This is a genomic window from Kribbella sp. ALI-6-A, assembly GCF_001984195.1.
GTDB lineage: Bacteria > Actinomycetota > Actinomycetes > Propionibacteriales > Kribbellaceae > Kribbella.
The window spans coordinates 1,520,941-1,534,159 of record NZ_MTQN01000012.1; the positions used below are offsets into that span (position 1 = coordinate 1,520,941).

The window sequence follows — 13,219 nt, forward strand, 5'->3', positions numbered from 1 at the left end:
CCGTCGCGACCCCACCCGGGCCGGCCGAATGTCCGGACCTATGCTGCGAGCATGCGAGCCACCACGATCCACGCCCCGTTCGACGTCCGGCTCAGCGAGGTCCCGGACCCGGTGATCACCGCCCCGACCGACGCGGTGGTCAAGATCGTCGCCGGCTGCATCTGCGGGTCCGACCTGTGGCCGTACCGGGGCGAGAACAAGATCAAGCCGGGCAGCCGGATCGGGCACGAGTACGTCGGCATCGTCCAGGAGGTCGGCGCCGAGGTCCGGACCGTGAAGCCGGGCGACTTCGTCGTCACGCCGTTCGTGGCCAGCGACGGCACCTGCCCGAACTGCCTGGCCGGGTACCAGTCGGTCTGCCAGAACCTGGTCGGCATCGGCAGCGACAAGGCCGACGGCGGTCAGGGCGAGTACGCCAAGGTCCCGTACGCCGACGGCACGCTGGTCGCGACGCCCGAGGTCCCGGACGACGCGTTGGTGCCGTCGCTGCTCACGCTGTCCGACGTGATGGGCACCGGCTGGCACGCGGCTCGTTCGGCGCGCGTGAAGCCCGGCGACACCGTCGTGGTGGTGGGCGACGGCGCGGTCGGGCTGTGCGGCGTACTGGCAGCGGTGCGGATGGGCGCCGAGCGGGTCGTTGCCCTGTCGCGCCATCAGACGCGGCAAGAAGTTGCCAAGAAGTTCGGTGCGACGCACATCATTGCCGAACGGGGTGACGGCGCCCGGGACGCCGTCCTGGAACTGACCAACGGCGTCGGCGCCGACGCGGTTCTGGAGTGCGTCGGCACGGACCAGTCGTTCCAGACCGCGTTCGACATCGCGCGGGCCGGGGCGACCGTCGGGTTCGTCGGCGTACCGCACGGGGTCGAGGTGCCGATCCGCCGGATGTTCAGCAAGAACGTCGGTTTGGCCGGAGGTGTGGCGCCGGCGCGGGCATACCTGCCGGAGCTCATGGCCGACGTCCTGGCGGGCGAGATCAACCCCGGACTGGTGTTCGACCAGACGCTTCCGTTGTCCGAGGTGGCCGAGGGCTACCGTTCCATGCACGAGCGCCGCGCGATCAAGACCCTGCTGCTGCCGCAGCGCTGACCCGGCCGCCGCCACGCCTGGCCGAACCGGCTTGCACGAGCACGATGTGTGCGCTCTCATACCAGATGCGCACACGGCATCACGTCTGCGCAACGCGCCTGCGCGGAACGTTGACACCTGACCAACCCCGTGACCACAGTTGGGCGGTCAAGGGGGCATTCGTTGTCACAGCTCGATGAGCTGATCGGAGAGTGAAATCATGCGTGGTGGTTGGAGCAAGACCGTCGCGGTGCTGGGTGCCGCGGGTCTTCTCGCGGTCAGTGCCTGCGGGAACAGCGACGACGGAGGCAGTGGGGACGCGTCGGCGAGCAAGGACGTCACCGTCTTCACCTGGTGGGCCGACGGCGGCGAGAAGGCCGGCCTGGACGGGCTGGTCTCGACGTTCGCCACGGAGTGCAAGGACTTCAAGTTCGTGAACTCCGCGGTCGCCGGTGGTGCCGGCTCGAACGCCAAGCAGGTGCTGGCGAACGACCTGGCCGCGGGCAAGCCGCCGTCGACCTTCCAGGCGCACGCCGGCGCCGAGTTGGGTGACTACATCAAGAACGGCCAGGTCGACGACGTCAGCGACCTGTACAAGGAGTTCGGGCTCGACAAGGCCTTCCCGCAGAGCCTGATCGACAACCTGACCGTCGACGGCAAGATCTACTCGGTGCCGGCCAACGTGCACCGCGCCAACGTCGTCTGGGCCAACCCGACGGTGCTGAAGAAGGCGAACCTCGACGCCACCAAGGCCCCGGCCTCGGTCGACGCCTGGATCGCCGACATGGACAAGCTGAAGGCGGCCGGGGTCAAGGCCCCGCTGGCCACCTCCAAGGGCTTCGCCGAGGAAATGGTGATGGAGGTCGTGCTGCTCGCCGAGCTCGGCCCGGACAAGTTCACCGGCCTGTGGAACGGTCAGACCGACATGGCCGGCGCCGACGTCACCGCCGCGCTGGAGAAGTTCAAGAAGATCTTGTCGTTCAGCAACGCCGACCGCGAGGCGATCGACTGGCCGGACGCGCTGCAGTACGTGAACAAGGGCCAGGCGGCGTACACGGTGATGGGCGACTGGGTCGCCGCGCAGCAGCTCGCCGACAAGGTGCCGGACTCGGCGTACACCTACTGGCCGGCGCCGGGCACGGGCGAGACCTTCCAGTACCTGGCGGACTCGTTCACGCTGCCGACCAACGGGCAGACCCCCGAGGGTGCGAAGTGCTGGCTGAAGGTCGTCGGTTCGGCCGAGGGCCAGAAGGCGTTCAACACCAAGAAGGGCTCGATCCCGGCCCGGTCGGACGCCGTCGCCACCGACTACCCGAAGTACCAGCAGGCCGCGATGGCCGACTGGAAGTCGAAGAAGATCGTCCCGTCCTGCGCCCACGGTGCGGCCTGCACCCTCGGCCAGAACGACTCGATCCTGTCGGCGATGGGTCAGTTCAGCAGCGGCATGGACGTCGCCACGCTGCAGAAGGCACTGGTCGCCGCGGCCAAGCCGAACTGATCCGCACGTAGTTCTCCCTCTCTGCCGGCCGACAACGATTCGGAGTCCTGAGTCATGCACGGAAGGATCCGTACCTGGGGACCGGGGGCGCTGGTACTGCTGCCCACCGTCCTGCTGCTCGGGTACTTCGTCTACGGGCTGATCGCCTGGACGTTCAACACGTCGCTGACCGACAAGCACAACGCCCGGCCGGTGCCGACCAACCACGTCGGCTTCGAGAACTACGTGAACCTGTTCGGTGAGGAACGGTTCCTCAACTCGCTGAAGAACCTCGGCGTGCTCACGGTGGCGTTCATCGTGGGCACGCTGATCTTCGGCCTGATCTGGGCCCTGCTGCTGGAGAAGGGGGTCCCGGGCGAAGGCATCTTCCGCTCGGTCTTCCTGTTCCCGATGGCGGTGTCGATGATCGCCTCCGGCGTCGTCTGGGGCTGGTTGCTGAACCCGTCCCAGGGCGACGACGCGCGCGGCCTGAACCGGCTGTTCTCGATCCTGCACCTGAACTTCCTCGAGAACCCCTGGTGGACCGGGGGGTCGCGCTGGACGACGATGGCCTCGATCGCGCTGCCCGCGGTCTGGCAGCTGTCCGGCTACATCATGGCGCTGTTCCTGGCCGGGTTCCGGGGCATCCCGCCGGAGCTGCGCGAAGCGGCCCGGGTGGACGGCGCCAGTGAGTTCAAGCTCTACCGGTACGTGCTGTTCCCGCAGCTGTCCCCGATCGCGCTGTCCGCGCTGATCATTCTCGGCCACATGTCGCTGAAGCTGTTCGACCTGATCTACGCGATCACCGGGCCGAACCAGTTCCGCACCGAAGTGCCGTCGGTCTACATGTGGAACACCCTGCTGCGCAGCGACATGGCGAAGGCGGCCGCGATCGCGATCGTGCTGCTCGCCGTCGTCGCGGTCCTGGTCATTCCGTACGTCGCCTACACCGTCCGGCAGGAGAACGAAGAATGAGCGTCGTCGAGGCCGGCCAAGCGACCGGCAAGGCCGCGGCGGCCGTCGCCAACAAGCCCCGGCGCAGCGCGGTCAACGACGGGTCGACCCGCAAGAGCCGGACCGTGCGCTACATCCTGCTGCTGCTGTTCCTGTTGTTCGTACTGACGCCGGTGTACGTCGTACTGATCACCAGCTTCAAGACCTCCAGCGACACCACGGCCGCCGCGCAGTGGTCGCTGCCGCAGACCTGGACGCTGGAGCCGTGGCGCAAGGCGTGGGACGTGCTGCAGCCGTACATGGTGCGGTCGCTGTCGCTCGCCGTACCGGCGGCGATCCTGGCCTCGCTGATCGGCTCGGCGAACGGATTCGTGCTGGCCCGCTGGCGCTTCCCCGGGGCGAACCTGGTGTTCGCGTTCATCCTGTTCGGCATGTTCATCCCGTACCAGGCCGTGATGCTGCCGCTGCGGCAGACCTACCAGGACCTGGACGTCACCCGCGGCATCCCGACGCTGCTGATCACCCACGTCATCTACGGCATCCCGATCTGCACGCTGATCTTCCGCAACTACTATGCGACCGTCGTACCGCACGAGATCATCGAGTCCGCGCGGGTCGACGGCGCCGGACTGGTCCAGACCTACGCGCGGATCATCCTGCCGATCTCGATCTCCGGCTTCGTGGTGACGCTGATCTGGCAGTTCACCTCGGTCTGGAACGACTTCCTGTTCGCGCTGTTCCTGACCCAGCAGAACAACGGGCCGGTCACCCTCGGGCTGGCGGCGCTGGCCGGTGGGCAGAAGGTCGACTACGCGGCCTCGATGGCCGGTGCGTTGATCACCTCGTTCCCGACCCTGCTCGTCTACATCGTGCTCGGGCGCTGGTTCATCGGCGGCCTGATGGCGGGTGCGTTGAAGGGCTGACAGTCGTCCTGCTCCGGCCCGTGCCCGTCCTGCTGGGGACACGGGCCGTAGTACTTACGTGACCGCGTGTCGTAAAGGTTGTCCACAGGACTCGCGCAGCACCCTGCGGCTGGGCGGGCTTCGGCGGTAATCTCGCCAGGGTGACCAAGTCACGAGGGCGGGACGGGCGCGGCAGTCATCTGCGGCTGGTCGACTCCTCTTCCGGCCCCAACCCCCAGCCCCCGGCTGGTGTCGCCGACACCGACACCACGCCGAGCGTCGCTGTGCTGGACACCCTGCAGGAGACCTTGCTGCTCGATCTGGCCGCGGCGCCGCCCGCCCTGCACCCGGTGATCGCCGAAGCCTCCGTCGCCCGCTCCGCCGCGCTGCTCGCCGACCAGCTCTGGCCGGCCGGACGGCCCGACGAGATCGGCGAGGTCGAGCGGTTCTTCTGGGCCGACGCCGCCCGCGTGCTCGGCGAACGCCGCGACGTGGATTCCTTTGTCCTGCTGACGAGTCTGGCCCGCACGGTCGGACCGGCCGGACGGCTGCCGCTGCAGCGGGCGCATCTGTCCCGCGCGCGCACGCAGTTCGGTGTACCGGACTGGGTGTCGCGGATCGCGGGCTTCCGGCTGACCAGCGCGATCGTGTCCGAGGACGTGACCGGTGACGGGCTGAGCGTCGTACTGGACTACGACGACGACCAGCATCCGCACACGGTGGTGGTTTTCGTCGACAACAACCTGGGCGCGATCGCCAAGGACGCCTTTGTCGGCCCGCCGGTCGACCGGGTGGTCGAGGCGTACCAGCGCGGCGGGCGAGTGACCGTCCGGACCGTCCGGCCTGCGGCGGCGGCCGGAATCATCCTGCAGGCGCTCGGCGAGACGCACGACCACGACGAACCGCCGGTCACCGAGGACTTCGAGTTCTTCTCCGGCCTGCTGGTGAACCGCCTGACCCAACTGCCCGAACGCCCGATCCGGCCGCCGATCCGCCCCCTGCTGTCGCCGCGCCACCGCGAGCAACTGGTCGAGGAGTTCCTCGACTCCCGGTACGCCGTCGGCCTGCCCGACGACGCCGGCGACATCGCCCGCCTCTGGGTCGACCACGCCCTGGACCGCACCGTCGGCGGCCCGCTGCGGGTCAGCGCCGTCCTGGTCGAGCTCTTCCTCGCCTCCTGGCTGCCCCGCAAGGTCCTTGCCGACAGCACCTACTTCGGTGCCGTGCCGGTCGTGGTCAAAGCCTGGCTGGAGTTCGCCGGTGACCGCACCCAGCTCGACCTCGACGCCATCGCCGAGGCCGTCGACGCCGTCGACGTGTGGACCCCCGCCCTGGAAGCCGCCGCCCTGGACGACCCGATCGGCTCGACCTCCGGCGAACGCGTCTTCCTCGACGAAACCAGCACCGACCTCGACGAGGCCTACCGCACCCTGTCCGGCCTGGGCTCCCCGCCCCGCCCCGACCTCGACGGCCTGGACAAAACCCAAGCCGCCACCCTGTCCGTCCTGGCCCCGCACGCCTGGCTCCTGGCCGGCGAAACCCTCGGCATCGCCTACGCCGCCGACGCCTTCGACATCGCCGAACGCCTGGTCCGCGAGGCTCCTGACCTGCTCACCAAGGCCCGCCTGTCGACCTGGCCCAGAGCCATCGTCTGGCACCTCGCCCACCACCACCGCCTGGTGGGCCCGGGTGAACCCCTCACTCCCCACTCCCTGGCCAACGACCTGGCCTCGTCGGCCCCCACCCTCCGCAAAACCACCAAGCTCCTCACGGACACCCTCGTCCTGCCCCGGTAGCGCCGTCCGGTGAAGGCCGCCGACGATGAGCGCGGACCGAGAACGCACTGTGATGGTTGATGTGCAACCCTGCCGTCATGGAAGCTGTCGGCACGTTCGCGATCGGCGTTGACCTGCGGTTCGTCTCCACAGCCGACGGTGGCCGGGCGACTCCGCTGCGCGGAGGATCCGCGCCCGAGCACCGCTTCAGCTACCGGCCGAACTGGGGACTGCCCGGGTGGGGCGACGGTGAGCAGACGGCGGGGCCGGTGCTGGGGTTCTCGGCGGTGGACATCCAGCCGGGGGACACGGTGCGTGCGGTGCTGGTGCCGACGATTCCCGACCATCTCGCCGGGTGGCGCGCGGTCCGGCCGGGTGACGTCCTGCGGATGTACGAGGGGCCGCGGATCTGCGGGTTCGGGACGGTGGCGTGGGTGGAACCGGCAACCTGGCCGATGCCCGCCGACGAGCGGGAACACTTCACCGGCTGGCTGCTCGGCGACGAGCGCCGGCCGGCATCTGCCGATCTCCACCACTGATCAACCACCCGCCGCGGGCTGCGGGAGGCGCGGTCTGAGCGTGGGATGGCGCTGGATGATCGGGTTGATCGGTGGTGCACGTCGACGTCTGAGCTTGACGCGACCGGTCTCGGTGGGCGGGAGGCGCCGAAGACGCGGGTTGGGCCGGGGCGGACAATGGACGCATGCATGTGCGCGCGCCGGAACTCAAGGGTCGGGGATGGTTGAACACCGGGGGGCAGGAGCTTCGGCTGGCTGACTTCCGCGGGCGGTTCCTGTTGCTGGACTTCTGGACGTTCTGCTGTATCAACTGCCTGCACGTCCTGGACGAGTTGCGGCCGCTGGAGGAGAAGTACGGCGACGCGCTGGTCATCGTCGGCGTGCATTCCCCGAAGTTCGCGCACGAGGGCGAAGAGGCGGCGGTCAAGGCCGCGGTCGAGCGATACGAGGTGGGGCATCCGGTGCTGGACGACCCGGAGTTGGTGACCTGGCAGAACTACACCGCCCGGGCCTGGCCGACGCTCGTGCTGGTCGACCCCAACGGATACATCGTGGCGCAGTACTCCGGAGAAGGGCACGCGCACGCGTTGGACGCCCAGCTCGAGGAGCTGATCGCGCAGCACGAAGCGGCCGGGACGCTGACGCGCGGCAAGTCGCCGTACGTCGCGCCGGAGCCGGTGGCGACCGAGTTGTGGTTCCCGGCCAAGGTGATTGCCTTCGGCAAGGGATTCCTGGTCGCGGACGCGGGCAACCACAGCGTGGTCGAGCTGGCCGACGACGCGACGACCGTCGTCCGGCGGTTCGGGACCAAGCAGCGCGGGTTCCAGGACGGGACGTCGGAGGCGACGTTCTCCGAGCCCAACGGACTGACCCTGCTGCCCGACGAAGTGGCCGCCCAGGTCGGGTACGACGTGGTGGTGGCCGACACCGTCAACCACGCGCTGCGCGGGATCACGCTGAGCACGGGTGAGACCCGCACCCTGGTCGGGACCGGCAAGCAGTGGATGGACGGCGACGGCACGGACGTGCTCAGCTCTCCGTGGGACGTCGCCTGGTGGCAGGGCAAGGTGTGGATCGCGATGGCCGGTGTGCACCAGTTGTGGACGTTCGACCCGCTGACCGGCGTCACCGAGATCGCCGCCGGTACGACGAACGAAGGGCTGCGCGACGGCGAACCGGCGCAGGCGTGGTTCGCGCAGACCAGCGGCCTGGCGGCGGACGGCGACCGGCTGTGGCTGGCGGACTCCGAGATCTCCGCGCTGCGCTGGATCGACACCGAGGTGCACACGGCGGTCGGGACCGGCCTGTTCGACTTCGGGCTGCGCGACGGCAAGGCCGACGAGGCGTTGCTGCAGCACCCGTTGGGCGTCACGGTGCTGCCGGACGGTTCGGTGGCGATCGCCGACACCTACAACGGCGCGGTCCGCCGGTACGACCCGCGGCAGGGTCTCGTCGAGACGATGGCGACCGGGCTGGCCGAGCCCAGCGGAGCGGTTGTCGTCGGCAACGAATTGCTCGTGGTCGAGTCGGCGGCGCACCGGTTGACGCGGGTGCCGCTGGGCGCTTCGGCGCAGGTCGACGAGTTCAGCACCCGTACGCAGCGGCCGCCGATGGAGATCGCCGGGGGCGAGGTGACGCTGGAGGTGGTGTTCACGCCGCCGCCGGGCCAGAAGCTGGACGACCGGTACGGACCGTCGACGCGGCTGCTGGTGTCGTCGACGCCGGAGAACCTGCTGCGCGAAGGCGCCGGGGACACCACCGACCTGAAGCGCCGGCTGGTGATCGACGAGCGCGTCGGCGACGGGGTGCTGCACGTCGCCGTACAGGCTGCGTCGTGCGACGACTCGGCGGCGGTCGAGTTCCCGGCCTGCCACATGCACCGGCAGGACTGGGGTGTGCCGGTGGTCGTCACGGCCGGCGGTGCGCCGCGCCTGGAGCTGGTGCTGTCCGGCGCGAGCAGCTGACCGTACGCCGGCCACGTGAACGGCCGGTCGTCATGGCGCCCACCTGAGCGTCAGAACGACCGGCCGCGGTCTACGGGAGCGACTATTCCTTGATGTCGCGGTGGTGCTCCTCGACGACGCGGTACTCCTCCTCGACCGCAGGGTCGATCGCGTCGTTCGGCACCCGCCGGCGGCGGTTCGTGATGTAGAAGGAGAGCACGATCCCAGCCACTCCGGCGAGCAGCAGGATGTACCCGACGGCGGTCAGGTCGACCGCCTCCCAGGAGTCACGGACGGCGAACGCCAGGATCGCGCCCACCACCATCAGGAAGATCCCCACACCGATGCTCATCCGAGCCTCCTCGTGAAGTCGTTCGACACCTTCGACGCTACTCCGGCCTTCGGGCGGAATCCATCAACGAAGCGTGTCGATCACGCCACTTGCGAAGGCCAGGTACCCGGTGTCAAACCTCAGGAGCCGCGGGCGGTGAGCTCGACGTCGCCGGAGACCGTGGTGGCGCGGATCGTGTGGTCGGCGGTCGAGGTGTCGCCGAGTTCGTTGTCGACCTCACCGCTGCGGGTCTCGGTCTCGATCCGGTAGGCACCGCTCGGCGCGCTCACCTCGACGTCGCCGCTGGTCACGTCGGCGGTCACGTCGTTCGGCTCGGCCAGGTCGACGTTCAGGTCCCCGGACGTCGTCCGTACGGTGACTGGGCCACCCTTCAGCCCGCTCGCCTCGATGTCGCCGGAGGTGGACTGGACCTCCAGCCGCCCGGTCAGCCGGTCGACCTGCACGTCCCCCGAGGTCAGGTCGAGCTTCACGTCGCCGGCCACGTCGGAGACCTCGACCTCGCCGGAACGCGACTTCAGGTCGATCGCGCCGGTGCCGCTGATGCTCAGGTCGCCGCTGCCGTTGTCGCCGGTGACCTTCGTGCCGCGCGGCACGGTCACCACGTAGTCGGCCCGGCAGTGCCAGCCGCAGTCGCCGTCGAGCTTCAGGGTGTCCCCGTCGACGGAGAAGCCGGTGTCGCGCTTCAGCAGCCAGTACTTGCGCTTCTCCTGCACGGTCGTCTCGGAACCGTCGCCGACCTGCACGGTGACGTCGGAATCCGGCGAGTCCAGCCGCAGGGTGGAGATCCGCTCGCTCACCTCGTGGGTGTCGTCGGACTGCTTGTCACCCCACGTCCAGATCCCCAGGCCGATCCCGGTCACCAGCAGCAGCGCACCGACCTGCTTGACGTCAGCCATCGTCCGTCCAATCCTCGTCCCGCTCCGAACCGTCGCCTCGACAGTAGGTCGGTACGACGGTCCGCCGGATCAGGCGCCGACCCCCACCGGCCCCTGATCACCGGCTCAGGGACCGCTCAGGAACAGCCCGGCCGGGAACGTCAGGACCGGTGCTGACCGCGCATCACCGCGGCCGGCAGATCGTCGGTCAGGTTGCCGAAGAACGTCCGGGCCCACAGGTCGTCCCCGTGCCAGTACGGGCCGTCCTCGCCGGGCAGCGACTTCGGCGCGGTGCCGCGCTTCAGCGCCTGCCGGCACTCCGCACACAACGGCAGCGGCACCGTCGTCCCGTCGCTCTCGACCTGTGTCGGACGCCCGGAAGCCCTTCCGTGCAAGGGATTGAAGGCACACAGCGGCGGCACGGCGTCCACCTTCCGGCCGGCCGCGATCGCGACCGCCTGGTCGTACTCGCGCCGGGCCTGGTCGAGCAGCACCATCGCGCCGACCAGGTCGACCAGGTCGCGGGACGCGTCCAGCACCTTGCCCGCCGCGTGGTGCGCGTCGAGCGCGGCCTGCTGATGCTTCAGCCCCGCACCCTCGGTGGAGGGCAGCGCGGCCAGCTCCGAACCGAGCGTGGTCAGCTCGGCGGTCGTCTCCTGGGTCAGCCGGCGACGGCGCTCGGTCGCGACGGCCTGCGCGACGTGCGGCGGAATGCTGAACGCCTTCTCCCGCCGCGGGCGACTCGACCCGCCGCGACGCCGCAGGCCGATGATCAGGCCGAGCACGACCAGCAGTGCCACCACCGCGATCACGATCGCAGTCACCGTCGACCCGTTGCCCTCGTCGGAGGACCCGGACGACGACGGCTGCCGGACCGGGGTGTTCTTGCGGTCGACCGGACCGAGCACGGGTCCGGCGAGCAGCTCGTAGAACCGGGCGACCACCTCGGTCGGCCCGGCGTCGTACCCGGTGTCCTCGAGCGCGTGCGACCGGGCGTTCCGCAGCCGGTCGTCGTCGGGATCGGCGAGCTGCGGGACGTCGTTCGCCTTGTAGTACGGGAACCGCTGGCCGCCGTCGGTCACGACGTACAGGCCGGGTTTGCGCAGCGCGTCGATGACCAGGGTCAGGACGTTGGTCTCCTTGCCCTGGAACACGTCGCTCGGCGTCAGCGGCAGCACGATCGTGTAGACCGGGTACTCGAGCGCCTCGCCCTTGGCCCGGACGGCGTCCCGCAGGTTCTGCGGCAGCCCCGACTTGTACGCCGGATCGATGTACAGCGGGTCCTTGGCCAGCGCGGTCGCGATCTCCCGGGCCCGCTCGGCCGGGGTCTGGTCGGCTCGCGCCGGCACGACCGCCAGCGAGAACACCATCGCCAGCAGAACCGTCAGCCCCGAGCGCATCAGCCCGGACTTCCCCATCAGCGCCTTCACGGCCGTCCTCCCCGTCGTCCGGCGACCAGCGCCGCCAATCCCAGCACGATTCCGGCCAGCAACGCGCCGCCCATCAGTCCGAGCACCGCGCCCCCGATGCCGTTGCCGATCGCCTTGCCGACAGTGAACCGCTCGGGCGGGGAGTCGCGTTCCTCCCGGGGCGGCAACGGTACGGTCCGCGCGGGTTTGGCCTTGTACCGATCGCCCGTCTCCACCTCGTCGAGGTACGAGCTCAACTGCTGCGACTTCGGCTCCTTGGAGCGTCCGTAGCCGCGGGCCGGCGCATAGACCGGCACCAGGTGTTCCACGCCGGTGGTGAGGTAGTCGTCCATCACCACGTAGATCCCCGGCTTGCCGTTCGCGGCGGCCAGCCAGCCGGCCAGCAGCGCGGTGTCACCCTTCTCCTGGAACCAGGCCCCGGTCGGCACCACCGCGACGTACACCGGCACGTCCATGGTCGCGATCCGGGCCCGCATCGCGTCCAGCTGGTCGTCGCCGTACTGCGACAGGTACTGCGGGTCGACGTAGACCGGCTGGTCCTTCCAAGCCGCCACGGCGGCCGCGATCCGCGGGTCCGCCGGAGTCGCACCCCAGGCGGTCGTCGGCAGAACCAGGACGACGGCCGCGAGCGCCAGCGCCGACGCACGGCGGAGAAGCTTGATCATCGGACCCCTCCGTAGACCAGCTCGACTCGTTCGGCCAGGTCGTCCGAGAGTGCGCCGCAGCCGGTCGCGACCATCGGGTTGTCCTCGGGGTCGAGCGTCCAGTACGGGACCGTCGTCCGGTCGACGCCGAACAGCCCACCCTTGGCCGCCACCCGCAGGCCACGCGGAGTCTCGCCCCGGCCGACGGTCTGCGCGCAGGTCCGGCAGGCCGGGACCTCGGTGTCGTCGGACCACTCGGCCAGCTCCGTGCCGGACGGATGCGTGGGATCGAAGAAGCACGGCGGCCGCAGTTCGTCCCCGACGGCCACTTGATGGGCCTGCCGGGCGAGCACGAAAGCGCCGGCCAGCGCGAGCACGTCGTCGGGCTCAGCCTTGCGCAGCGTTCGCGCCGCGTCGAGCCGGTTCCGGGCGTCGTCGCGCCGGTCGAGCTGCTGGACCGTGGGCGCGCGCAGCTTCTCCAGGCCGCGCAGCGCGCGGGTCGCCTTGGGGATCCAGCGGTCCGCCTGGGCGCGGACCGTGGACAGCGTGACCTCGCGCGGCGAGCCGGACGTCCTGACGCCGTCGGCCGGCCGCCACTTGCTGACCCGGCGTCGGCTCTTCGAGCGGGTCGCCAGGAGCACGAACACGAACCCGAGAATCCCGCCGACCCCCATCCCGGTGTACGCCGACAGGTCTTCCTTGTCCGTCACCGACCGGCCGGTCCGGCTCCTGCGCTCGGGCTCCAGATCGGCGGCCGGGATCGGCGGCAGCGCCCGCCCGTCCAACGCCGTACCGGCCTGCTGGATCGTGCGGACGATCTTCGGCGCGGGCCGGTCCCGGACGATGTTGTTGTCCGCCTTGTCGTCCCCCTGCACACTGGCGAGCTGGCGACCTTTCAGCCCACCGGGGCGGAACAACTGCTCGGTCCCGCTCCAGTACTCGTCCGAGACCGTCCAGACCAGGTACAGCCCCGGCTTGCCGACCCGGGCCTGCAGCAGGGTCGTCAGCTCGCTGTACTGCTTGACCGTGTACGGCGTGCGCGGGATCAGCGCGACGAAAACGTCGAAGCCCGCCGCCGCCGACGCGGCGCGGATCCGGTCCAGCTCGGACTTCGGGAAGGCCGGGCGCATCGCCGGGTCGACGTAGATCCGGTCGGTGCGCCAGGCGGCGGCGATCTGGTCCGGGAGCTCCGGCGGGGCGGCATGGGCGGCGCTGGCCGGGAGCAACGCCACAACGGCGAGCAGCGCGGCCAGAACGCGGAAACGGGCGGACATCGCGCTC

General features: G+C 70.0%; 12 protein-coding genes. 7 read left to right on the forward strand and 5 right to left on the reverse strand.

Annotated features, from left to right (window positions below; all coding sequences use genetic code 11):
- The first annotated feature begins 51 nt into the window (after positions 1-51).
- The 7 genes from BWI15_RS33760 (at position 52) to BWI15_RS33790 (ending at position 8,658) form a co-directional block, all read left to right on the forward strand.
- Complete coding sequence (locus BWI15_RS33760; protein ID WP_077018551.1) at positions 52-1,089, forward strand: zinc-dependent alcohol dehydrogenase family protein; 1,038 nt, start codon at positions 52-54, stop codon at positions 1,087-1,089.
- A gap of 199 nt (positions 1,090-1,288) precedes the next feature.
- On the forward strand, positions 1,289-2,566 hold the full coding sequence (locus BWI15_RS33765) for an ABC transporter substrate-binding protein (protein ID WP_077018552.1): 1,278 nt from the start codon (positions 1,289-1,291) through the stop codon (positions 2,564-2,566).
- A 54-nt stretch (positions 2,567-2,620) separates the two neighbouring features.
- Complete coding sequence (locus BWI15_RS33770; RefSeq protein WP_077018553.1) at positions 2,621-3,520, forward strand: carbohydrate ABC transporter permease; 900 nt, start codon at positions 2,621-2,623, stop codon at positions 3,518-3,520.
- Positions 3,517-4,422, forward strand: a complete 906-nt coding sequence (locus tag BWI15_RS33775) for a carbohydrate ABC transporter permease (RefSeq protein ID WP_083751159.1) — start codon at positions 3,517-3,519, stop codon at positions 4,420-4,422. The genes BWI15_RS33770 and BWI15_RS33775 overlap by 4 nt, the downstream gene beginning before the upstream one ends.
- 140 nt (positions 4,423-4,562) lie before the next feature.
- Positions 4,563-6,197 carry a hypothetical protein gene (locus BWI15_RS33780; RefSeq protein ID WP_237771575.1) on the forward strand — a complete coding sequence of 545 codons (1,635 nt, stop codon included), beginning with the start codon at positions 4,563-4,565 and terminating at the stop codon, positions 6,195-6,197.
- A 77-nt stretch (positions 6,198-6,274) separates the two neighbouring features.
- Positions 6,275-6,715: a hypothetical protein gene (locus BWI15_RS33785; RefSeq protein WP_077018555.1), complete on the forward strand. Its 441-nt coding sequence runs from the start codon at positions 6,275-6,277 to the stop codon at positions 6,713-6,715.
- A gap of 164 nt (positions 6,716-6,879) precedes the next feature.
- Positions 6,880-8,658 carry an NHL domain-containing thioredoxin family protein gene (locus BWI15_RS33790; RefSeq protein WP_077018556.1) on the forward strand — a complete coding sequence of 593 codons (1,779 nt, stop codon included), beginning with the start codon at positions 6,880-6,882 and terminating at the stop codon, positions 8,656-8,658.
- An 82-nt stretch (positions 8,659-8,740) separates the two neighbouring features.
- On the opposite strand, the gene BWI15_RS33795 is transcribed toward BWI15_RS33790, so the two are convergent.
- From BWI15_RS33795 to BWI15_RS33815, 5 genes are all read right to left on the reverse strand, one after another.
- Positions 8,741-8,989: a DUF6458 family protein gene (locus tag BWI15_RS33795; RefSeq protein ID WP_077018557.1), complete on the reverse strand. Its 249-nt coding sequence runs from the start codon at positions 8,987-8,989 to the stop codon at positions 8,741-8,743.
- A 119-nt stretch (positions 8,990-9,108) separates the two neighbouring features.
- The gene (locus BWI15_RS33800) at positions 9,109-9,885 is read right to left on the reverse strand and encodes a DUF4097 family beta strand repeat-containing protein (RefSeq protein WP_077018558.1); all 777 of its coding nucleotides are present in this window, start codon (positions 9,883-9,885) and stop codon (positions 9,109-9,111) included.
- 140 nt (positions 9,886-10,025) lie between these two features.
- On the reverse strand, positions 10,026-11,294 hold the full coding sequence (locus tag BWI15_RS33805) for a hypothetical protein (protein WP_237771576.1): 1,269 nt from the start codon (positions 11,292-11,294) through the stop codon (positions 10,026-10,028).
- A complete protein-coding gene (locus BWI15_RS33810) occupies positions 11,291-11,959 on the reverse strand; it encodes a hypothetical protein (protein WP_077018559.1) in 669 nt (222 codons plus the stop codon). Before BWI15_RS33810 ends, BWI15_RS33805 begins: the two co-directional genes overlap by 4 nt.
- The gene (locus BWI15_RS33815; RefSeq protein WP_077018560.1) at positions 11,956-13,212 is read right to left on the reverse strand and encodes a hypothetical protein; all 1,257 of its coding nucleotides are present in this window, start codon (positions 13,210-13,212) and stop codon (positions 11,956-11,958) included. The genes BWI15_RS33810 and BWI15_RS33815 overlap by 4 nt, the downstream gene beginning before the upstream one ends.
- Positions 13,213-13,219 lie beyond the last annotated feature (7 nt).

Coding starts and splice junctions, on each gene's coding strand:
- BWI15_RS33800 (WP_077018558.1), bottom strand. CDS start 9,885: ATGGCTGACGTCAAGCAGGTCGGTGCGCTGCTGCTGGTGACCGGGATC.
- BWI15_RS33775 (WP_083751159.1), top strand. CDS start 3,517: ATGAGCGTCGTCGAGGCCGGCCAAGCGACCGGCAAGGCCGCGGCGGCC.
- BWI15_RS33810 (WP_077018559.1), bottom strand. CDS start 11,959: ATGATCAAGCTTCTCCGCCGTGCGTCGGCGCTGGCGCTCGCGGCCGTC.
- BWI15_RS33795 (WP_077018557.1), bottom strand. CDS start 8,989: ATGAGCATCGGTGTGGGGATCTTCCTGATGGTGGTGGGCGCGATCCTG.
- BWI15_RS33770 (WP_077018553.1), top strand. CDS start 2,621: ATGCACGGAAGGATCCGTACCTGGGGACCGGGGGCGCTGGTACTGCTG.
- BWI15_RS33765 (WP_077018552.1), top strand. CDS start 1,289: ATGCGTGGTGGTTGGAGCAAGACCGTCGCGGTGCTGGGTGCCGCGGGT.
- BWI15_RS33785 (WP_077018555.1), top strand. CDS start 6,275: ATGGAAGCTGTCGGCACGTTCGCGATCGGCGTTGACCTGCGGTTCGTC.
- BWI15_RS33790 (WP_077018556.1), top strand. CDS start 6,880: ATGCATGTGCGCGCGCCGGAACTCAAGGGTCGGGGATGGTTGAACACC.
- BWI15_RS33760 (WP_077018551.1), top strand. CDS start 52: ATGCGAGCCACCACGATCCACGCCCCGTTCGACGTCCGGCTCAGCGAG.
- BWI15_RS33815 (WP_077018560.1), bottom strand. CDS start 13,212: ATGTCCGCCCGTTTCCGCGTTCTGGCCGCGCTGCTCGCCGTTGTGGCG.